16 protein-coding genes and 1 pseudogene are annotated in these 22717 nt (G+C 35.0%); 14 read left to right on the top strand and 3 right to left on the bottom strand.

Annotated elements, in window-relative coordinates; genetic code table 11:
- Positions 1 to 29: 29 nt before the first annotated feature.
- Positions 30 to 854, bottom strand: a complete 825-nt coding sequence (locus tag MK119_RS08980) for a hypothetical protein (RefSeq protein ID WP_290677209.1) — start codon at positions 852 to 854, stop codon at positions 30 to 32.
- A gap of 103 nt (positions 855 to 957) precedes the next feature.
- Between MK119_RS08980 and MK119_RS08975 the strand changes: the two genes are divergently transcribed.
- The 11 genes and pseudogenes from MK119_RS08975 (at position 958) to MK119_RS08925 (ending at position 14346) form a co-directional block, all read left to right on the top strand.
- Entirely contained in the window at positions 958 to 1602 is a 645-nt protein-coding gene (locus MK119_RS08975) for a thymidine kinase (RefSeq protein WP_290677205.1), read from the top strand.
- 8 nt (positions 1603 to 1610) lie between these two features.
- Complete coding sequence (alr, locus tag MK119_RS08970; protein ID WP_290677203.1) at positions 1611 to 2720, top strand: alanine racemase; 1110 nt, start codon at positions 1611 to 1613, stop codon at positions 2718 to 2720.
- Between the two features lie 86 nt (positions 2721 to 2806).
- Positions 2807 to 3217, top strand: coding sequence for a large conductance mechanosensitive channel protein MscL (mscL, locus tag MK119_RS08965; protein ID WP_290677200.1), 411 nt, complete (start codon positions 2807 to 2809; stop codon positions 3215 to 3217).
- Positions 3218 to 3436: 219 nt separating this feature from the next.
- On the top strand, positions 3437 to 4426 hold the full coding sequence (locus MK119_RS08960; RefSeq protein WP_290677198.1) for an aspartate-semialdehyde dehydrogenase: 990 nt from the start codon (positions 3437 to 3439) through the stop codon (positions 4424 to 4426).
- 174 nt (positions 4427 to 4600) lie between these two features.
- Entirely contained in the window at positions 4601 to 4996 is a 396-nt protein-coding gene (locus tag MK119_RS08955; protein WP_290677195.1) for a DoxX family membrane protein, read from the top strand.
- 158 nt (positions 4997 to 5154) lie between these two features.
- Positions 5155 to 7284, top strand: a complete 2130-nt coding sequence (locus tag MK119_RS08950; RefSeq protein ID WP_290677192.1) for a prolyl oligopeptidase family serine peptidase — start codon at positions 5155 to 5157, stop codon at positions 7282 to 7284.
- Between the two features lie 245 nt (positions 7285 to 7529).
- Complete coding sequence (locus MK119_RS08945) at positions 7530 to 8477, top strand: ABC transporter ATP-binding protein (protein ID WP_290677189.1); 948 nt, start codon at positions 7530 to 7532, stop codon at positions 8475 to 8477.
- A 175-nt stretch (positions 8478 to 8652) separates the two neighbouring features.
- Complete coding sequence (locus MK119_RS08940) at positions 8653 to 9771, top strand: hypothetical protein (RefSeq protein WP_290677186.1); 1119 nt, start codon at positions 8653 to 8655, stop codon at positions 9769 to 9771.
- Positions 9772 to 9839: 68 nt separating this feature from the next.
- On the top strand, positions 9840 to 12878 hold the full coding sequence (locus MK119_RS08935; RefSeq protein ID WP_290677183.1) for an FG-GAP-like repeat-containing protein: 3039 nt from the start codon (positions 9840 to 9842) through the stop codon (positions 12876 to 12878).
- Positions 12879 to 13410: 532 nt separating this feature from the next.
- Positions 13411 to 13755 (top strand): annotated as a pseudogene (locus tag MK119_RS08930) (spondin domain-containing protein); the annotation flags it as partial.
- A 159-nt stretch (positions 13756 to 13914) separates the two neighbouring features.
- Positions 13915 to 14346 carry a spondin domain-containing protein gene (locus tag MK119_RS08925; protein ID WP_290677298.1) on the top strand — a complete coding sequence of 144 codons (432 nt, stop codon included), beginning with the start codon at positions 13915 to 13917 and terminating at the stop codon, positions 14344 to 14346.
- A gap of 505 nt (positions 14347 to 14851) precedes the next feature.
- On the opposite strand, the gene MK119_RS08920 is transcribed toward MK119_RS08925, so the two are convergent.
- Together MK119_RS08920 and MK119_RS08915 are read right to left on the bottom strand one after the other, a co-directional pair.
- A complete protein-coding gene (locus MK119_RS08920; protein WP_290677179.1) occupies positions 14852 to 15286 on the bottom strand; it encodes a glycosyltransferase in 435 nt (144 codons plus the stop codon).
- 66 nt (positions 15287 to 15352) lie between these two features.
- Positions 15353 to 16537, bottom strand: coding sequence for a response regulator (locus tag MK119_RS08915; RefSeq protein WP_290677296.1), 1185 nt, complete (start codon positions 16535 to 16537; stop codon positions 15353 to 15355).
- 219 nt (positions 16538 to 16756) lie between these two features.
- Between MK119_RS08915 and MK119_RS08910 the strand changes: the two genes are divergently transcribed.
- The 3 genes from MK119_RS08910 to MK119_RS08900 are packed head-to-tail and all read left to right on the top strand — an operon-like array spanning position 16757 to position 22568.
- Positions 16757 to 19837, top strand: coding sequence for a hypothetical protein (locus MK119_RS08910; RefSeq protein ID WP_290677294.1), 3081 nt, complete (start codon positions 16757 to 16759; stop codon positions 19835 to 19837).
- A complete protein-coding gene (locus MK119_RS08905) occupies positions 19834 to 21045 on the top strand; it encodes a hypothetical protein (RefSeq protein WP_290677176.1) in 1212 nt (403 codons plus the stop codon). Before MK119_RS08910 ends, MK119_RS08905 begins: the two co-directional genes overlap by 4 nt.
- Complete coding sequence (locus MK119_RS08900; RefSeq protein WP_290677173.1) at positions 21039 to 22568, top strand: glycoside hydrolase family 2 TIM barrel-domain containing protein; 1530 nt, start codon at positions 21039 to 21041, stop codon at positions 22566 to 22568. Before MK119_RS08905 ends, MK119_RS08900 begins: the two co-directional genes overlap by 7 nt.
- Positions 22569 to 22717: the final 149 nt, after the last annotated feature.

Genomic DNA, 22717 nt, shown 5'->3' with positions numbered 1-22717 from the left:
TCAGGATTTTACTTTTCAAAGTAAAGTTATTAAGCAAACTTACGCTCAATAATTTCTATAAAACGAGTTTCATAGTCTTCTTTTCCAGTCCAATTATTATAGTCAGGCTTAATCATATTATAGATAAAGCTCTTAGCTTCTATTTCGCTTTCAATCGTATTCAATTGAGAAATCACACGATTATAATCTTCCTGATTTCCATCAAACAAATGTTTAGTAAAGGCAATACGATCGTTTAATCCAATAGAAATTCCTGTATTCAAACGATCATTTAATGATTTAGGCTTAGTATCTGCAACTTTCGTTTTAACTTCCGCAGGTGTTTCTACTTTTTTTGTTACAGTTTCTACTGCTTTAGGTGCAACTGGAGCTGGTTTTTCTACTTCTACAACTTCATCACTCTTTACAAAAGTAGGTTGAGGTAATACATCAGCAAGAATATCTTCTAAAGTTTCACGTCTTGGTTCAGGTGTTGAGGTTTTTGCTAACAATGTATCTTCTTCCTCTTCTTCTGGCATTTCGGCTACCATATCTTTAATAGTTTCCATCAATGGCTCCACCAATTCGTCTTGTTCAGGGTCTTCACTAACCAAATGATGTCGTGTCAAAGAATCATCTTCTGCATTTTGTTCTACCTTATCATGATTATACACATTCTCTAAAGTTTGGAAGAAAGAAGAATCTGCATAATCTGGTACAGAATCTTTGAATTGTTCTTCAAAAAACAGCATTACCGACAATTTTTCAAAAACTTCTTTCGCTTCTTTATGTAATGCAACTACATCTTCTTTACCTTTTAATTTAAGGATTCGATGCGCGATACTTACTAAATCTCCTTCTAATTTTTTCTTCATAATTTTTAAACTAATGTCGTTGTATAACCTTTGGTTTTTTAATAAATTTGTTCCACCTTTACAAAAACGACTATAAATTCGTTTTCGACCTGAAAATTACAAAATGTTTCTCGAAAATACAGTAAATCATAAAGAACAATTTGGTTGGATTGAAGTTATTTGTGGTTCAATGTTCTCTGGAAAAACAGAAGAATTGATCCGAAGACTCAAAAGAGCCCAGTTTGCAAAACAAAAAGTGGAGATATTTAAACCTGCCGTTGATGTTCGATATGACGAGGAAATGGTAGTTTCTCACGATGCAAACGAAATTCGTTCGACCCCTGTTCCTGCTGCTGCCAACATACGATTATTAGCCGATAATTGCGATGTTGTTGGAATTGACGAAGCACAATTTTTTGATGATGGTATTGTAGCCGTATGCAACGATTTAGCCAATCGAGGCATTCGAGTAATAGTCGCTGGTTTAGATATGGATTTTAAAGGAAATCCATTTGGACCAATGCCTTCACTTATGGCAACAGCCGAGTATGTCACCAAAGTACATGCCGTTTGTACCCGAACGGGAAACCTAGCACAATACAGCTTTAGAAAATCCAAAAGCGACGATCTGGTCTTGCTAGGAGAAACTGATGAATACGAACCATTAAGTCGAGGCGCTTATTATAAAGCAATGCTAAAAGAATCAGTGAAAGAGATTGAAGTTGATGATGCGGAAGAAATCGTTCCAAAACAACAACCTGACAATTAACCACCATAATGTTACACATACAAGAATCTGTTTTAGAGATTAATTTTAAAGCACTGCAACAAAACTTTGAATTTTTAAAGTCAAAAACCAAAACAGGCACTAAAATTTTAGCTGTAGTTAAAGCTTACGGCTATGGAAGTGATGCTATAGAAATAGCAAAGTTTCTGCAAGATGAACTCAATGTTGATTATTTTGCAGTTGCCTACATTCGAGAAGGTGCGTATTTGCGAGCTGCAGGAATTACAACTCCTATTTTAGTACTGCATCCACAAATTGTAAACTTAAAGCATGCCATTGCTTACAATTTAGAGCCTAGTCTGTACAACGATCGTATTTTTACAGCATTTGCCAAAGAAGCGGCAAAACAAGGAAAAAAGAATTATCCTGTACATATTAAATTTAATACAGGATTGAACCGTCTGGGATTTTTTCATACAGACACAGATTATGTTATTAAAAAACTGAAGACACTGTCACAGATAAATGCAGTTTCTATTTTATCGCACTTAGCAGCATCTGAAGATCCTAACGAAAAAGAATTCACTCAAAATCAAATCAAGCTTTTTAAAGAAATTAGTGAAGAATTTGAAAAAGGACTCAACAACAAACCTTTATTACACATGACCAATACTTCTGGAATTTTAAACTATCCAGAAGCACACTTTGATATGGTTCGAACGGGAATTGGATTGTATGGTTTTGGAAATGATCCAAAATATGACAAACACCTAAAACCTGTGGCGTCTTTAAAATCTGTTATTTCACAAATACATCGCATTGAAAAGGGAGAAAGTGTAGGGTACAATCGCGCTTTTATTGCGGATGATTATACAACCATTGCCACCATTCCATTGGGACATGCAGACGGAATTAGTAGAAAATTAGGAAACGGTGTTGGTAGTGTAATTATCAATGGAAAAGCAGCACCAATAGTTGGAAATGTATGTATGGACATGATTATGGTGAATATTACAGGAATTCGTTGTAATGAAGGTGATGAGGTAATTGTTTTTGGAGAAGGACAAAATGCAGAAGAATTAGGCGAAAAAATAAATACCATCTCTTATGAAATCCTTACAGCGGTTTCTCAACGAGTAAAACGTGTATTTCTTCGTTAATTAGAACACAAGTTCGCCCTAACAAATTGAAAACTACCATATTTTTTACTACTTTTAAATTCAATAATAACTAACAATCAAACATTATGATTAAAGAATTTAGAGAATTTATAACTGGCGGAAACGTAATTGAATTTGCAGTAGCTGTTATCATGGCTGGCGCAATAGGCGGTGTTGTTAAAGGATTTGTAGACAACATCGCAATGCCTTTTGTTGGATATTTTACTGGTGGAACAGACTTTACCAACATGTTTATTGCTATGGATGGAAAAGAATATGAAACCCTTGATGCTGCAAAAGAAGCTGGTGGAGCGGTAATTTCGTATGGTATTTGGATTAATGCGATTGTTAATTTAATCATTATAGGTTTGATCATGTTCATAATCATAAAAGCATACAACAAAACCAAAAAGAAAGAAGAACCAGCTCCAGAAGCTCCAGCAGGACCAACTCAAGAAGAGCTATTAACACAAATTAGAGACTTATTGAAGAAGTAATTTTTCAAAACATACTTTATAAAAAAGCCACTCTATTATGAGTGGCTTTTGTGTTATTTGTAACTTTTTGTGAAATTTTTGATATTTAGAAAACTTCATAGCTTTTGCGCTGTATTTATTCCTAATTTTACAAAAAATAAACATGCCGAAATATCTACGTAATAGAAATTAGATGAATATTTTTGTATAACACAATTAAAGACTATAAAAATAAAAGTAATGAGAGTAGCAGTCGTGGGCGCAACAGGAATGGTAGGAACTGTAATGTTAAAAGTATTAGCAGAACAAAATTTTCCTGTAACCACTTTAATTCCAGTAGCTTCTGAAAGGTCTATTGGAAAAGAAATTACCTATCAAGGAAACGCATATCCTATAGTAAGTATGCAAGATGCTATTGACGCCAAACCAGATATCGCATTGTTTTCTGCAGGCGGAGGCACTTCTTTAGAATGGGCACCAAAATTTGAAGCAGCAGGTACAACAGTAATTGACAATTCTTCTGCATGGAGAATGGATCAAACGAAGAAATTAGTAGTACCAGAAATTAATGCCAATCAATTAACTTCAAGCGATAAAATTATTGCGAATCCAAACTGTTCTACTATTCAAATGGTGGTTGCGTTAGCACCATTGCATAGAAAGTACAAAATAAAACGTATTGTTGTTTCTACCTATCAATCTATTACAGGAACTGGTGTAAAAGCTGTTCGTCAATTAGAAAGTGAATATGCAGGAGAAAAAGGAGATATGGCGTATCCGTATCCAATACACAGAAATGCATTGCCACACTGTGATGTATTTGTAGAAAACGGATACACTAAAGAAGAAGTAAAATTAGTCAATGAAACCAAAAAAATCTTAGATGACAATACCATTGCTATTACAGCAACGGCGATTCGTATTCCTGTAGTTGGTGGGCATTCTGAAAGTGTCAATATCGAGTTTGAAAATGACTTTGACTTAGATGAAGTTCGAACAATCTTGCAGGAGTCGCCAGGAGTTGTAGTACAAGACAATCCAGACGCAAATGTATATCCTATGCCAATTTATGCAGAAGGAAAAGATGAGGTTTTCGTTGGAAGAATTCGCCGTGATGGCTCGCAGCCAAACTCACTAAATATGTGGATTGTGTCCGATAACTTACGTAAAGGAGCTGCGACCAATGCAGTACAAATTGCACAGCATTTAGTAGATCATAAACTAGTATAATATATATACTATATAGTTAAGAGCACTTCTGTAATGGAAGTGCTTTTTTTTTGCAATTAAATATAGGTTAGTGAGTTATTGAGCATGGATTATAGTTCTGGTTGTCGAAAATAGTTGGAAAGTCCGCTATCTTTTTTATATCTTATTAGAACACTAACTCAAAATTCTCTGCATATGAACTCCAACTTTACTAAAATTATCCGTTTCGTATTAGGGTTAATTCTCATTGTATTTGGCGCTAATAAACTTATTATGATTTTTATGGAATCAGGCTTTTTGCCACAACCAAAGCTTCCTGAAGATGCTGGTAAATTTATGACTTCACTGGGTAATACAGGATATATTCTTCCTATTGTTGGCGCATTAGAAGTATATGTTGGAGTGTTGCTAATTCTCAAAAAATGGGTGCCTTTTTCCTTAATCTTACTTGCACCGATTTCAGTAAATATTTTACTCTTTCATTTCTTTTTAGATTTGTCTGGCGGAATGGTTGGTGCACTTCTAGTAGCCACTTTAAATACGATACTTATCTACAAACATTGGTCACAATTTAAACCCTTGTTTTACTAATTAAAATCTTAGCATTTTGTTAAAAACCACTTCTAATTAACGGAAGTGGTTTTTTTTGAAGTAAATTTGAAGGAAACCAATCCTAGTGTTACATATAATTTGCTTTATAAAAATAGTTAGCAAACTCTATTTAACACATCAAAACTAAATAGTACGAAATGAAAAAATTGTTAATAATTAGCTCTCTCGCAGTATTTTTCTTCTCTTGCGAGAAAGAACCTGAAAAACAAACGAAAGAAGTGGTAGATACTTATTTTAATACTGAAGTAAAAGACCCGTATCGCTGGCTAGAAGACGATCGCTCAGAGGAAACAGGAGCTTGGGTGAAAGAACAAAACAAAACAACCTTTGGATATTTAGACAAAATCCCATTCAGAGAAGCTATCAAAAAAAGATACACGAAACTCATCGATTATGAAAAAATTGGAGCTCCTTTTAAAAGAGGTGATTATACCTATTTTTATAAAAATGATGGCTTGCAAAATCAATATGTAATCTATCGACAAAAAGGAGACGAAAAACCAGAAGTCTTTTTAGATCCCAATAAATTCTCGGAAGATGGAATCATTTCTATGGGAGGTGGAATGAGTTTTTCAGATAATAAAGAAATTGTTGCTTATCCTATTTCTGTAGGAGGAAGTGATTGGCGAAAAGTGATCATTATGGATGTAGCTTCTAAAGAAGTTATAGAAGACACATTAGTAGATATTAAATTCTCTGGAATTTCTTGGAAAGGAAATGATGGATTCTACTATTCTAGTTACGACAAACCAGAAGGAAGTGAATTATCTGCCAAAACAGATCAGCACAAACTGTATTACCACAAGCTTGGAACGTCTCAAAAAGAAGACGAAGTAATTTTTGGAGGAACTCCAGAAGAAAAACATCGTTATGTTGGTGGTGGTGTTACAAAAGATGGAAATTACTTATTCATAACAGCATCAGTATCCACTTCAGGAAACAAAATGTTCATGAAAGATTTAACAAAACCTGATAGTGAAATTGTAACGATTGTTGGACATACTGATAACGATTTAAGAGTGATTGAAAATGTAGGTTCTAAACTGTACATTATGACAAATATGGGCGCACCAAACCAAAAAATAGTAACGGTTGATGCATCCAATCCTTCTCCTGAAAACTGGGAAGACTTTATTCCAGAAACTGAAAATGTGTTGAGCATCTCAAAAGGATCAGGTTATTTCTTTGCAGAATATATGGTAGATGCTGTTTCCAAAGTATTGCAGTACGATTATGATGGAAGACTAGTACGTGAAGTTACATTGCCAGGTGTTGGTAGTGCAGGTGGATTTAGTGGTGAAAAAGAAGATGAAACCCTATATTTCTCATTTACAAATTACAAAACACCAAGTACAACGTATATATACAATCCAGCAAGTGGAGCATCAGAAGTGTATAGAAAACCAGGAATAGATTTTAATCCAGACGAATACGAAAGTAAGCAAGTATTCTATACATCAAAAGATGGAACGAGAGTTCCTATGATTATTACGCACAAAAAAGGAATTGAGATGAATGGCAAAAATCCAACGATTTTATACGGTTATGGAGGATTCAATATCCCATTAACGCCTAGTTTTAGTGTAGCCAATGTTGTATGGATGGAACAAGGTGGAATTTATGCAGTAGCCAATCTTCGTGGTGGTGGAGAATATGGAAAAGAATGGCATAAAGCAGGAACTAAAATGAAGAAGCAAAATGTGTTTGACGATTTTATCGCTGCGGCAGAATACTTAATTGACAACAAATATACATCAAGTGACTTCTTAGCAATTCGTGGAGCTTCTAACGGAGGATTATTAGTAGGAGCAACCATGACACAACGACCAGACTTGATAAAAGTTGCCTTACCAGCAGTTGGTGTATTAGACATGTTGCGTTATCATAAATTTACATCTGGCGCAGGTTGGGCGTATGATTATGGAACTTCTGAAGACAGTAAAGAAATGTTTGAATACCTAAAAGGATATTCACCATTACACAATGTGAAAAAAGGAGTTCAGTATCCTGCAACCTTAATTACTACGGCAGATCATGATGATCGTGTAGTACCAGCACATAGTTTTAAATTTGCAGCTGAATTGCAGTCAAAACAAGGAGGAAGTAATCCTACACTAATCCGAGTAGAAATAGATGCAGGACATGGTGCAGGAACACCAATTTCAAAAACTGTTGAGCAATATGCTGATATCTATGGTTTCACATTATATAATATGGGCTTTAAAGAATTACCAAACAAAGCTGTATTAGAAGAGTTTAAGAAATAAAGCCATTTCGAATGAGTTTGTAAAACAAATTTGTATCGAGAAGTGCTTAAAAATAATTAGTAAAAACCGCCAAGTTGAAGTTCAACTTGGCGGTTTTCTCTTGAATAGATTTATAACTTTTCAAAAACGCTGAGTGTAGTTGAAGCGTGCTGTAAAATTTATCATAAAACCTATAGCAATCTGTGTCTTTTTAAAATAGATTTTTCACAATTATCTCCGTATTTTTGCAAGGCTAAAAAATCACCATGCTTCGAGTTCAACAAATTTCCTTCTCTTATTTGGAAAATACGCCCATTTTGAAAGACATTTCTTTTGAAATTCCGCAAGGAACTCATGTATCAATTATTGGCGAAAGTGGTTGCGGAAAAAGTACCTTACTCAAACTTATCTATGGTTTACATGATTTGGACAAAGGCGAAATCTTCTGGAATGACGAACAAATCTTAGGACCAGCATTTCATTTAGTACCAGGCTTTGAACGTATGAAATATGTAGCTCAAGATTTTGATTTAATGCCATATACAACCGTTGCAGAAAACATTGGTACTTATTTATCCAATTTCTATCCTGAGGAAAAACAACAGCGTATTAATGAGTTGTTAGCAATGGTAGAAATGTCAGCATTTGCCAATACCAAAGCCAAACTATTGAGCGGAGGACAACAACAACGTGTTGCCTTAGCAAAAGCCTTAGCTCGCGAACCAGAAGTCTTATTACTAGACGAACCGTTTAGCCACATAGACAACTTCCGAAAAAACGCTTTACGTAGAAACCTATTCAACTATCTCAAAAAAGAAAATATTACCTGTATAGTTGCTACGCACGATCGCACGGATGCACTTTCATTTGCAAATACAACCATTGTCCTAAAACAAGGAGAACTCATCGCCAAAAGTGATTCTAAAGACTTGTACAACAATCCACCTAACAAATATGTGGCGTCTTTATTTGGTGAAGTCAATGAATTGCCTGCGAGTTTATTTCCAGAAAAAGAAGCTTCTCCAGAAACCATATTAGTCTATCCACATCAATTAAAAATCTCTGAAACTTCAGATTTTAAAGTTACGGTGCGACAAAGCTATTTTAAAGGAAGTCATTATTTGGTCTTGGCGAAGTATGAAAAGATGATTGTGTTTTTTGAGCATTCAGAAGCGTTGGAAAAAGAGGTTGAGGTTGGTCTGGAGATTCATTAGATAACCTTTTCATAATACTAAAATAAAAATCACCAAAAGAACACTTCAAAAAATAATCCCGCTAAAAAGGTAGGATTAATAGAGGTTCAGTTGTCTTATATAAAGAGTAACTTGCTAATTATCAAATATAACATCTAATATTTTTGTTATATTAGTAGACTAACTAAACTAAAACATGATCAAAAAACTACGTAAAATTGCTATTCTAGTAGTGCTTTCTGCTACACTTTTTTCTTGTGGAAGTGATGATAATGATCCCACCATGCCACCACCAACATCTACAGATGACGACTATGTGCCAATTCCAACTTCACCAGTTGTATTAGATATGGACGCTTTTCCATTCAACACACTTTCAGAATACAGTTTCTTTGAAGGTGATATGAAGGATCAAAATCCAGTATTAGGTGTAATTCCTTATGAGCCTATTTCAACCTTATTTACAGATTACGCTAAAAAGAAACGTTTTATTTGGATGCCAAACGATGTACAAGCAACATATATGGCAGATATGGAACTGATAGACATGCCAGTAGGAACATTTTTAATAAAAACATTTTATTATGATAATGTGCTACCAGGTAATACAACACGTATCATAGAAACACGTTTAATGTTAAAGAAAGCAGACGATTGGTATTTTGCTGATTACGTTTGGAACGATGACCAAACAGAAGCTACATTTAGCCTTGACGGTTCGTTTACAAATGTAGAGTTTATGGAAGCGGGAGAAATGAAAAGCACCAATTATAGAATTCCTTCAGAAGTAGAATGCTTTACCTGCCACAAAAGCGGAACATCTTCAGTTCCAATTGGTGTAAAGCCACAAAACTTAAACAGCATGTATGACTATGCTGATGGAACTGAAAACCAACTTCAAAAGCTTATTAACGAAGGATATTTAGAAGATAACTTACCTGCAACAATCAATACGGTGGTAAAATGGAGCGATGAAACACAACCTATCGATCTTCGTGTTCGCTCATACATTGACATTAACTGCGCTCACTGTCACCAAGAAGGATCACATTGCGATTATAGACCAGTGCGCTTTGCTTTTGACGAATCTGGAGATCCTAATAATTTAGGAATTTGTATTGATCCTGATGAAGAAATCTCAGGAATGATCAATATCGTAACACCTTCATTAAAAGAACGTTCTGTAATGTATTATAGATTGAATACGGAAGCAGAAGAATTTAGAATGCCATTACTCGGTAGAAGCATTATCCACAAAGAAGCAGTCCAAATGATTGGACAATGGATTGATGAAATCACTACTGAATGTGAATAAAAGACTATTAACTAAACGAACGCTACGAACACATCCAAAGGTTCGTAGCATAAAAACCAAGCAATCGAATGAATAAAATTACGTTACTAATATGCTTTTTAGCATCTAGCTTTTTTGCAGCAGCCCAAACAACAGTTGATTGTTCGTCAGGCGCTGTAAATACAACCTATTGTTATACAATAAACGATACTACTAGCTTTGTGTTTGTAAGTTCTGATGGATCAGGTTTACAAGTAACATTCAATGCTGGACAAACAGAAAATAACTGGGACGAATTGATCGTTTTAGATTCTGATGGAAGTGAATTATACAATGACTATGGTAATAATGGAGATTTAACAGGCCTAACATTCCAATCAAGTGGAGATACGATCACTGTAATGGCTAACTCTGACGGAGCTATTAGCTGTGATACCAACGGGTATGTACATTGGGATTTTGATGTAAGATGTGCTACATGTACCAATCCAACAGTAAACTACACTGTAGTTGACGATTGTGCTACAAGTGGAGGATTTTTAGTAGATGTAGATGTAACTGATTTAGGTTCGGCTACATCGCTAACAATTTCTGATAATCAAGGAAGTACAAGCCAAAACTTATCAAATACAGGAATGGTTCAATTTGGACCTTATGCCAATGCAACAGACGTCGTGATTACACTTCAAAATGATCAAGATGTAAACTGTAGTGTAAATAGTGGTTCTATAACACAAAGTAATTGTCCACCGCCAGCACCTGTAGGTGTTACTTGCGCATCAGGATCATCTACATTTCTTTTTACAGAAGAATTTGATTCAGCTTCTGGTTGGACAGGAGATTTGAATGATGGAAATGGTTCTTGGGAAATTCCTAACGATGCTACTTCTGCCGATACAGGAGCAGATACTGCTTTTAGTGGAAGTAACTTCATGAACTACGAAGCTTCAGGAAACAGTACAGCAACGGCTTCAGCAGTAAGTCCAGTAATTGATTTGACTACGGCAACAGATGGTGCCGAATTATCGTTCTATTTGCATGCGTATGGAGCAGATATGGGAACTTTAAACGTAGGAATAGGAACGTCTGCTTCTGGACCTTTTACAACAGAATTTACACTATCAGGAGAATTACAAACAAGTGGATCGGAAGCTTGGGTGCCAGTAGGTGTAAATTTAGATTCGTACCTAGGACAAGTAATTTATGTAGAATTTAGTCACACAGGAACAGGGACTGGTTTTCAAGGAGATATGTCTATCGATTTTGTACGTATAGAAACTTGCGGATCCTTCTGTATTGCACCATCAAGCATAACAGCATCAGCTATTACACAAGATTCAGCAACGATTTCTTGGTCTCCAAATAGTGGAGAAACTGCTTGGGAATATGTAGTACAACTTGCTGGTACAGGAACTCCAACAGGAGCAGGAACTGCAGCGAGTGCAACAAGTGTAAATGTAAACTCTTTAAATGCTGGGACACCTTATGAAGTATATGTGCGTGCTATTTGTGGTATAGATACAAGTATTTGGGGCGGACCTTTTAATTTCTCAACATTAGCACCGCCACCGCCAGCTGAATTTACGACATCAACGGTATCTACAAGTGGTAGTCAAAGAGCGGCTGTTGATATGAACGGTGATTTTTTAGATGATGTAGTTTCTATTACCGCGACAAACGTTAATATATTCTATCAGCAATCTTCTGGAGGATTAAGTAGTACCGCAACAAATATTGCGACAACAAATGCAGATAACACACCTTCTTGGAGTTTGGCTGCAGCCGATTATGACCGAAACGGATTTACCGATTTATTATACGGTGGAGGAAGTGGAGTTACCTTTATGAGAGCAAATGCTACAGGTACTGGATTTACCGAAATATCAGGAACAGATTATGTATTCTCACAACGTTCAAATTTTGTGGATTTAGATCAAGATGGAAACCTAGATGCCTTTGTGTGTCATGATGTAGATCCAAATGTATACTATATGAACGATGGAAACGGAAACCTAACTTTTAACCAAGGTGGACTTGGAGACATTGCAGGTGGAGGAAATTATGGATCTATCTGGATTGATTATGACAACGATAGAGACATGGATATGTTTATCGCAAAATGCCGTGGAGGTTCTACCACAATAAACATCAACGAATTACACGAAAATGATGGAAGTGGAAACTTTACAGAAGTAGCTTCTACTGCTGGTTTGGCTGATCCATTACAAACATGGTCTTCTGCTTGGGGAGATTATGACAACGATGGAGACATGGACGTTTTTGTAGGTGCTAGCTCTACAGCAGACGGAACGCATAAATTAATGAGAAACAATGGAAATGGTACATTTACAGATGTAACATCTTCTTCTGGAATATTACCAGCATTAACCAATTTAGGAATTGAAAATGCAACATATGACTTTGACAATGATGGAAATTTAGACATTGCTTCTAACGGAAGTATTCTATTTGGAAATGGAAATTTGACATTTACCGTACATGACAATGTTCTTGCGGGTAACAATGGTTCTTTTGGAGATTTAAATAATGATGGATTCATTGATGCCATCTCGGGAACGACATTATATACCAATACAACAAATAGTAATAATTGGGTAACAATTACTACGACAGGAGTTGCAAGTAATATCAATGGAATTGGTGCTAGAATTGAAGTACATACAGCTTCTGGAATACAAATTCGCGATGTGCGTAGTGGAGAAGGATTCCGCTTTATGAGTACGTTAAATGCGCACTTTGGTTTAGGAACAGATGATACTATTGATAATATAGTTATTTACTGGCCATCAGGAACAGTAGATAATGTTGTGAATCCAGGCATCAATACGCACCATGTGATTACAGAAGGACAAACTTTAAGTATTCCTGATGAAACGTTAGAAAGTGTTGCTGTTCATCCAAATCCGGTTGGAAAAGTAATGAATATCAACAGTCCAGTAAGTTTGGTTGGAAAAGTTGCCACAATCTTCAATATTGAAGGAAAACGTGTAATGAATTTAAAACTAAAGGAACATTCAATAGATGTATCTAGATTACAAACAGGAAACTATATCTTACGTTTAGAATCTGATGGAAAAGTATTTACACAAAAATTCATCAAACAATAAGAAATAAAATATACATTCATATAAAACTCCAATGCTATCATAGTATTGGAGTTTTTTTATGGACAATTTTGATGTTTTATTAAAATCTCTTTTAAAAACACTTCAAATACATTAAAAAAAGCTAAAAAACCATCAAAATATCCTTCATAATTGAAGTTTTTAAAATTAATTTCAAAACTTTTTGTGGTATTTATAACAAAAAGTGAAATGTTAAAATAGGAAAAAGAAATACAAAATATTTCATGTGTAAGCTGTTGAAACGTAGGTTTTTATTAAGCTATTTTAAATTGTTAAAACAAATCATAAAAACCTTCACTATAAGTTTTAGTTATAATTAATTGATTTTTGTGATAGTGATTTTGGTAAGTTTTTTTCGTGAAGTCGTCCAAGTACCCATACTTCAATGAAAATAAATTATTATGAAAAAGACAATTTTATCTATGGCACTTGTGGGACTTTTAGGTTTCACTTCTTGTAACAGTGATGACGATGCTACAATTGTTAACAACACAGGCAATGTGGTTCTGTAACAACATTCAGAGTAACACTCAAAAATGCAATTAACTATATAAATGTAAAAATAATTGGTTCAGGTCCACTTACTAAAACAGGAGAAACACACCAAGTATCATCTAAAGCAACAAAAGGAACATATTTGAGTTTTGCTAACATGTTTGCACAAAGTAATGACTGGGTTTTTGCAACACAACCGCAAGGAATCAAACTATGGGATGGTGATACACCGTTAACAGGAGATATTTCAGACAATATCAATGTTTGGGATGCAGGAACAGAAGCAGATGAAGACTTCTTAAACAACTTCCCATCAACTCAGTTTACTGCCCCAAATCAAACCGGACCTAACACTGGAACTCCAGATAGTAATACAGCTTTCAGAAACACAGGAAGAAACATTAGAAACTATTTAACAGCATATTTAGCGTATGATGCTGCTGCAAGAGAATTTACTTTAACAATTACCAAGGCGGATAGAGAAGCTTTACACAATTCAGGATATGTAACACCGGGAATCCTAGTGGTACACACACAACCAAATGCATTATTTGAAGAAGGAGCACCAGTAAGAGCAAATGGTTTAGAAAGTCTAGCTGAAGATGGTTGGCTACAAGCAATTTACGATTGGTATACGGAAACAGGATCTACAGGAGCTCTATTACGCCTTTCTTCTTCATATTCGGTACTTTCTCCAGGAGTTGCCTATACGCAAGGAGAGCAATCACCATTCTTTACAAGAGGAGAAGCAGTTATCGCAGGTTCTGGATTAGAAGAATTGGCAGAAGACGGAAATGCAGATATCGCTCATGAATATTTAAATGGTTTAGATGGTGTAACTGCTGCAAAAAGCAATACTGGCGTACCACCAGGAGAATCTATTACTTTTGAAATTGATGTAGAAGAAGGTAAAAGATTAAACTTTGCTACCATGTTTGTATCTACAAACGATTGATTTATCTCAAACAATCAGCAAGGAATAGAAGTCTTTAACGTTGACGGAACAGTAAAATCAGATATCGAAATTTACAAAAACTACTTATACGATTCAGGAACTGAATTTGATGAAACGGTTGGATTAGGAAACGCACAGCCTATGAATGGAAATACTTCGGTAACAGATGATGCAGATACAACCGTAAGACGTGTTACTGAGTTAACAGAAGTTTAATTCGGAAAAGGAACTATCAGTTCTCCAGCAGGAGTTACCCAAAATAACTATGACAGAGGCGGATACAACTTAATCGGAGTAACAGTAGAAGCAATTAATTAATATAATCAACTTACATGTTGTGAGTATTATATAATCAGAATAGTTTTTTGACGGTCAATTTTTCAGATTGTATCCAGTAGAAAGTGAGTTGCCGTCGTGTAGCTCACTTTTTTTGATTTTAGATCATTAGATTCGTTATATTTTTTAGAAAATATATAAAAAAAATACTAGCGAAGCATATCTAACTTTAACACGCCGTATCCAATATACTATGCAATGAAAACACATTCTTATGCGCCATACGCTTAGTTTTAGAAAACAAATCCATCACAATATCTTTTTCTTGCTGAACAACACGGAATACCTTTTCTAAAGTATTATAATCCTGAGAAGTATATTGCTTCAAACATAAAATATAAGGCAACTCATTTTTGCTAGCCAAGTACCGAATACCTGCTTTGATGGCAGCTTCATAACCACGATTTTTCTTCACATCAATAATTGAAACCGAAATACTACTATCTTCTTGAATTTCTTTTAATAATTCAAGCGTTTTGTCAGTACTTCCATTATTTACAAAACAAACATCCAATTTTTGCTTGTCGGAAAACAACGCAATAAGTCGTTGCACATCAATCACTTTTTCGTCATTACGGAATATAATTAGAATTCCAATCTTCATAATACAGTAGGTTTAGGGGAACCATCGGGGGATTCGAGGAAACGTATTTACTTATATATTTTATATTTAGGCAACTTCAAAATTTGCCTTTACTTCGCTAGTGGTAACTTTTTTTTTACCTCTGTAAAACCATGCAATTTGTCCTAATTGACCAATAATTTTAATAGAATCTTTCATAGATAATTTTGAACCATCTGCATGAATCCAACGCTTCAAAGGCTTCTCGCACATCATTGCTCTGGCTTTGTCCAATCCAAAATGCTTGCGCATTCTCATAAAAATCTCTACGTCAAACAACCACTTTGTGATGAACTTCTTGTCAAACGCAAGATTGATAACATCTTTATGGAAAATTTTTGCGCCACATTGTGTGTCTTTAAAATTCATTGACAATATATTTCTTATGATGAAGTTAATCGTCATACTAATTACTTTACGCGCAGATTCTTTGGTAATATTTGCGCCCATTCTGCTAATTCTAGAACCACTTACAATCTTAAAGTCAGAGTTTTCTATGGTTGAAGCCATATCATCAAAATCAGCCAAATCGGTAGACAAATCAGCATCTAAAAATCCGATATAATCCAAATCAGCTCTTTGCGCCATATATAACATTCCCAAACGAACAGCTTCTGCTTTTCCGCCATTCTTCTCACAATCATATACGGTAATAAAATCTTCTCTTCCTTTTTGTAGTTTGTACAAAACTTCCAGTGTATTATCTTTACTTCCGTCATTTACAAAACATAAGTGATATCCAGAATTCTTGTCGATAAAATCTGTAAACTCTGTGCTTAACAAACGTTCTGCTTCGTTATAACAAGGAATCACAACACCAACACATCTTTGTTGAATCATTACTGTATCTGTATTTGCAACAGCAGAATGTTTAGGAACACCAATAATTCTTTTTACTATGGCACAAACTTCATTTAAACTCAACGGTTTTTTCATATAATCGTTTACACCTAAATCAAAGCCTTTGGTAATCATTTCATCATCGGTATTTCCAGATAATATCATGATTGGTGTATCGTCTTTTCTATCTCTACGAATATGTTGTACGATTTCCATTCCAGAAACGATTGGCATGTTCATGTCTACAATTACCAAATCTGGTTGAAACATATCATACAATTCCATTCCTTTCAAAGCATTTGTTTCTGTCAATACTTGGTATCCTAATTCCTGTAATCTACTTTCTAAAGGAATCAATACTAATTTCTGATCGTCTATGGCTAATATTTTCATCATACTATATTTTTAATGATTCATATTTACATGTAGTATTCAGTTGCATTTGTGTTGTTTTCCGAATGACTTACAGGTCAAAAGTAGTTGGGAATTGCAGATGATTTCCCTCAAAACATCTTAAACGGAGCTATCTTTAGACGAAATGCAATTTCCTTTAGTCCAATTAAAAAGAAGACCGTTTATCTTTACTTTAACGAAAAAGCATTACATCTCATGATGAAAAAGACGACAAATAAACTATTACTAGTAGCATTACTTCTTGGAGTAGTGTTTCATGGTACGTCAATCTTTTTCACTTTAGAAACTACCTACGATGCTTTAATTCATGTATTCTTTGCAGATCATTATGCAAACAGTTGGTTTGAACCTTGGAACTACAAATGGTATACAGGATTTACTGTAATGAGCTACCCACCACTAGTGCATCAGTCAATTGGCGCATTGTCTTTTATTAGCGGATTAAAATTTGGATTGTTTACTGTTGCAATAATTGCAGTGATTCTTTTTTTAACAGGTGTGTATCGTTTTTCATTACTATTAACAGGAAACAAAAAAGTAGCAGGTTATGCAGCAATTCTTGCTGTTTTCTCATCTTCTTTTGTAGAAACACTACATATTTTTGGGCAGTTGCCAAGTATCGTTGGTATAGCGATATTGATGCATACCTTACCAGAGATTTATCTTTGGTTGCAAACAGGCAAATACAAGTACTTATTTACGTCACTTTCTCTAATTGCAGTTACGGTTGCATCGCATCATGTAACACCAATTTTTGGTATGGTATTATTCATTTTTCCATTGATCGGAATGGCCATTATGGATGCATCACGAAAACAAGTACAATCCATAAAAGAAATCACGTTTTTCGTCTTTTGGAGAAATTTTAAGAAGTTATTTAAACGAATTGTTTTGTTTGGAATGTCTTCTTTGGTGATCATTATCGGATGTATTTTACCGTATTGGATCAACTCTAAAAATAATCCAATCACGCAAGTACCAATTCCACATGGTTCACGCGATCACTTTTTGGAAGTTACTTCGTCTGGATTGGTATTCTTTTTAATCCCGTGGGGAATTTTATTGTTCCTATTGCCATACATTTTCTACAGATACTACAGCAAACGTTATCTGTTTTTTGGTTTGTCAATCACACTTTTATTTATATTGGGAACTGGTGGCACAACGCCAATTCCGCGAAAAATTTTGGGAGACACAGCTTTTAATATATTAACCTTAGACAGATTTACACTTTGGGCTTCCATCATGTCATTGCCGCTATTTGGCGAATTTGCCTATCGTTTTGCAGAAGCAGATTTAAAAACATTTTTCCAAGAAAAATTTGGCGCTATGTATCATCGAATCATTGGTGGCGGATTGGCAGCGTTGTTTGTGTTCATGACAATTTTTGCGATGAGTTTAGGCTATTTCAGACCATCGCAGCCACAAAAAATAAAAATGCTTCCAATTGTCAACTTCCTCAATCAAGATCAACACGATCAGTGGCGTTACTTAACGCTTGGTTTTGGTGATCAAATGGCGTGGCTAGCTGCACAAACCAATGCGTTATCGGTTGATGGAAACTACCATTCAGCACGTCGTTTGCCAGAACTCACCACACGGCCAATAGAACGTTTGGAGAACTCAAAATTCAAAGGAGTTGCCGGAATTGGTTCGTTGCAACAGTTCTTAACAACACCCGAAAAATATAACCTAAAATACATTTTCTCTAATGACAAATTCTATGATCCAATTCTCTATTTCTGTGGATGGCAACGCTTACCACAATTGGAAAATGGGATCATGGTTTGGGAAAAATTAAACGTTCCGCCGTTATCATCTATTTTACCAAAAGATGAGGTCGCTACTTGGCAAAAACTAGCTTGGGGAATTATTCCGTTTATGACGATTATTTTGGCATTTATCTTTAATATTCGTCCAATCTTCTTGCGATATATTCAGCGAAAGCGAAGAGATGCGCAAGAATATTTACAGTTTGATAATGGCTATATTAAATTTTCAAAAAACTTGTTCAAAGTCAATCATGTTTGGTCAATTATTTTAATTGGGATTTTAGCATTTGGAATCTATCAGTTCTACATAAAAAACGATGCGCAACGTTCGCCTGAAAATTTAGTCAAAGCCTATTACGACGCGCTCGATTTTAAAGAATTCGAAAAAGCACACAGTTTTATCAATCCCGAAAATAATGTCACTATTGCACAGTATATGCTCGAAATTTCATCTACAGATGGTTTGTTGAGTTCCTACGCAAAATTGGATGCGATAGAAACTAAAATTACAAAAGAAACCGATAGTTTGGCAACGTTAAAAGTAAATACAAAATGGGTTACGCCTTTAGAAAAAATTAATAGAACAGATTATAAAACGGTTGTAAAACTCAATGGGAAATGGTTTTTAGAAGCAGAAGCTATCGAAGCCGATTTGCCACCAGATCAATTATTTTCTAACAATAAAACTGCCTACTACAATCATGGAAGAAGACGTATTACTACAGAACAAACCTATCACGAAGATGTATTGAAGCAACCTGTTTTGGAGATTCTGATAGCAAAATTGGTAAAACACAACGGACATTATGCTATTGTCGGTCAAGTGCAAAACATAGACAATGTACCGGCCGATGTGGTGCTAAAAGGAACGTTGTATAATGACGAAAATGTGGAATTAGCAACCTACAATGCTAAATATCATATGAAGCACAAGCTAATGCCAAAAGAAGTGACATCGTTTCGTATCAATTTTGAAGGTATTGCTTGGTCAAAAACAAAGGATTCTATTCCAGAAACCTTCAATCCAGACGAATTCACACCTGTAGATTTAGCCGATACGCCAACCAAATTTAACTTGCATGCAGCAGGCAACGTTTCAGGATCCGACTTATATAAAAATATCGTATTGAGCGATTTGCATATCGATCCAAAAACCATCAGAGGAAACCTATTTAATAGTGGCTTACAAGAAATTACGGTTCCACAGTTATTGGTATCCTATTATGATGAAAACCAAGAAATTTTATGGGTAGATCATCAGTTTTTAGACAGAGCTATTCGACAACAACGAAAACAACCATTTCAATATCAAATATTGCAAGATGAAAACATACAAATCATTAGTACAGATATGGAAAACTGTTATATAAACGGTTTACCAAACGAAGATATCTCAAACAAGATTGTCCCAAATAGAAAGAATCATACTGTGGTACAAAAAATAGATAATTCGGTTTACAGTTATGTGAAAATTGAACTCAACGCTTATATAGGAAACCCAAAATGATAAAATTGAACTACATATTATATTATTTTTTAGTAATTGCGTCAAGCGCGAAAACATTCAGTGTAAAAACTTTCGAAACGATTCGATTGGAAACTACACAGCAAGAATTCACGGCTGGCGAAAACATTAATTTGATATTTTCAGGAACGCAAGATGCTTCAATTCAATTGTATTGTGCCAATAGTTATGGGTCAACCTTGATATCTGCAACAATTACCAATAATCAACTGCAATATACAATTCCAACACAAATCTGTAGTAAAAGAGGAATTGTCAATTGGAGATTATTGGACAAGACAAACGCACTTTCAGGAACATTTACAATTCTTCCAAAAGTACAACCTGTTTCTATGGAAACCTATGTTGGGCCGCCAAGTATAGAAGCTGGCGATAGAGATTGTACCATGTTAGTTGTAATTCCAACCGATGCTTTGGACAATCCCGTACAAAAAAACACTGAAGTTGCTGTAAAACATCAATTTTTAGCTGATGAACAACAAGAAATGATTCGAACAAATAACTTAATTGCGTATCAACGTATCTATGCACCTTCAAAAAATGGTAGAATGTTATTGGCAACCGAATGCTTAGGGCTCAATTCTAAAGAGTATACTGTAAATATTATGCCTGCAATTTCCACCGATTTTGAAATTTTTGCAAAACGACCACACAAATATGCAGATGGAAATCAAATTACAACATTTACAACTTCGGTTTTAAAAGATGAAAATGACAATATTATAAGTGATGGAAGTTATGTAGAATTCTTTATTACAAATGCAGATGGAAATCTTTTAAAAACTGCAGGAATGACGATTGATGGTGTTGCAACAGCAAAGATGATTCATCCAGATCACTTAGAAACCTGGAGCATAAAAGCGTATGTAAAAGGGATTTCGGAAAGTAATACCATTTCGTTGAGCTATACACAAGTCATACAAGATTTTACGGTTACATTTTCTGAAAATAATAGAAGCTTTCAGGTTGGACCATTACGAAGCTTTATGAAACAACTGATTCCAGATGGTTTACAGGTTACGTTAAGTGTATATCAAAACGAAAACATATTGGAAAGATATATAGAAGAATCGCGTGATGGTTTTGTGAACTTTGAATTGAATCCAAATATTTTCAACAACGGAAACTACGATCTCAAAATTACAACAGCAGGCATTACAAAAACATTGAAAGCAATAAAACTATGGTAAAAGCAGACAAAAACATCATACGTGGTTTTTTGGTGTTTACATACATCATTGTCATTTCCATACTGATTTTCTTAATCAGTAGTGCGTTTACCTATCTAAATACGGGAGCTGATAGAAGCAAAATGTTACATACAGAAGTCAAAAAAATAGACCAGTATTTGCCCAAAATGAACTGGATTGATGATGGTAATGAAGGTAGACCAATGGACGAACAAACATTGACAAAAATCGAGAATGATTATTTAGATGCTTGGTATGTAAAACATGTATCTTACAAAACCAATCAAATCAGCGGAATTGATGATTATTACACAGAAAGTGCCCGTAAAAATATAATGGATTTTGTAGCCCAAAACAAAGAGCAAAATATAACTGTAGATGCAACAACCCTTTCGCATACACCAAATATTGAATTCTTTAGTGAAGATGGACAACTCATTGTTTTAAAAGATGAGAATGTGGTGGAATATAAACAGCTATACAAAGATGTTGCTTTTGTGATGGAAACTACTGAAATGGCAAATTACAAAGCAATTTTATTATTGGAAGATGGCTTTTGGCGCATTCGTCATTTAGTAAAAGAAAAGACAAAAACACTTGAAAAAACTACCAAAACCAAAGCTGTTTCTAACTTGAATCTAAAAGGAATCAATTACTATCCGCAGGCAAGTCCTTGGGAGATGTTTGGCGATCAATTTGATATCGAAATCATCAAAAAAGACTTTGATATCATTGCAAATGCAGGGTTGAATACGATCCGAATTTTTGTCCCATATGAAGACTTTGGAAAAGCAAATGTACACCTAGACAAGCTTGAAAAATTAGAACAAGTTTTAGATGCAGCAGAAAGTAAAGAATTGCAAACAGTTGTGACTTTATTTGATTTCTATGTAAATTACGAAGTACTAGATTGGACACTAACACAAAGACATGCGGAAACCATCGTTTCTAAATTCAAAAATCACAAGGCAATTGTAGCATGGGACATCAAAAACGAACCAAATTTGGACTTTGAATCGCGCGGAAAAGAAAATGTGCTAGCTTGGTTAGAAAGTATGATTTCACTCGTAAAATCCATTGACAATCAGCATTTGGTGACAATTGGTTGGTCCAATACCGAAAACGCTCATTTATTACAAGATAAGCTCGATTTTGTATCGTTTCACTATTATGATGCTGTTGCAGACTTTGCTCAGGAATATTCTGATTTAAAAGCGAAAATCACTAATAAACCAATTGTTCTTGGGGAATATGGACAATCTTCCTATGGTGGATTTTGGCGTCCATTTGCAGGTTCGGAAAAGAAGCAAGCCAAGTATTACAAAGCCATGCAAGCAATACTCAAAGCAGAAAATATTTCCTATATAGCCTGGACTTTATATGATTTTAAAGACATTCCAAGCAAAGTTGTGGGAAGTCGCCCATGGCGTACCAATCCGCAGAAAAAGTTTGGAATCATTGATACGGATGGGAAGAAGAAGGCTGCTTTTGAGTTTGTGGAGGAAAAGAGTCAAGACTTTTAGAGTCAGGATTCAGGATAATTATTATGTTATTGACCTTGCTGAATCTTTGATTTCCTGTGTAGGTAGTAATCAACCTTATAAAAGTTTGGGATTATTGATAAAGAAGGTAAGATGAAAGTAGCCTTTAATTCTGTGATGGAACAAGTGAA

Source organism: Kordia sp., from assembly GCF_022447245.1.
GTDB lineage: Bacteria > Bacteroidota > Bacteroidia > Flavobacteriales > Flavobacteriaceae > Kordia.
Note: the sequence above shows the minus strand (reverse complement) of the source record. Positions and strands in the feature narration are given on the sequence as shown.

Coding starts and splice junctions, on each gene's coding strand:
- MK119_RS08905 (WP_290677176.1), top strand. CDS start 19,834: ATGATAAAATTGAACTACATATTATATTATTTTTTAGTAATTGCGTCA.
- MK119_RS08920 (WP_290677179.1), bottom strand. CDS start 15,286: ATGAAGATTGGAATTCTAATTATATTCCGTAATGACGAAAAAGTGATT.
- MK119_RS08945 (WP_290677189.1), top strand. CDS start 7,530: ATGCTTCGAGTTCAACAAATTTCCTTCTCTTATTTGGAAAATACGCCC.
- MK119_RS08950 (WP_290677192.1), top strand. CDS start 5,155: ATGAAAAAATTGTTAATAATTAGCTCTCTCGCAGTATTTTTCTTCTCT.
- alr (WP_290677203.1), top strand. CDS start 1,611: ATGTTACACATACAAGAATCTGTTTTAGAGATTAATTTTAAAGCACTG.
- MK119_RS08955 (WP_290677195.1), top strand. CDS start 4,601: ATGAACTCCAACTTTACTAAAATTATCCGTTTCGTATTAGGGTTAATT.
- MK119_RS08935 (WP_290677183.1), top strand. CDS start 9,840: ATGAATAAAATTACGTTACTAATATGCTTTTTAGCATCTAGCTTTTTT.
- MK119_RS08940 (WP_290677186.1), top strand. CDS start 8,653: ATGATCAAAAAACTACGTAAAATTGCTATTCTAGTAGTGCTTTCTGCT.
- MK119_RS08900 (WP_290677173.1), top strand. CDS start 21,039: ATGGTAAAAGCAGACAAAAACATCATACGTGGTTTTTTGGTGTTTACA.
- MK119_RS08915 (WP_290677296.1), bottom strand. CDS start 16,537: ATGAAAATATTAGCCATAGACGATCAGAAATTAGTATTGATTCCTTTA.
- MK119_RS08975 (WP_290677205.1), top strand. CDS start 958: ATGTTTCTCGAAAATACAGTAAATCATAAAGAACAATTTGGTTGGATT.
- MK119_RS08910 (WP_290677294.1), top strand. CDS start 16,757: ATGAAAAAGACGACAAATAAACTATTACTAGTAGCATTACTTCTTGGA.
- mscL (WP_290677200.1), top strand. CDS start 2,807: ATGATTAAAGAATTTAGAGAATTTATAACTGGCGGAAACGTAATTGAA.
- MK119_RS08960 (WP_290677198.1), top strand. CDS start 3,437: ATGAGAGTAGCAGTCGTGGGCGCAACAGGAATGGTAGGAACTGTAATG.
- MK119_RS08980 (WP_290677209.1), bottom strand. CDS start 854: ATGAAGAAAAAATTAGAAGGAGATTTAGTAAGTATCGCGCATCGAATC.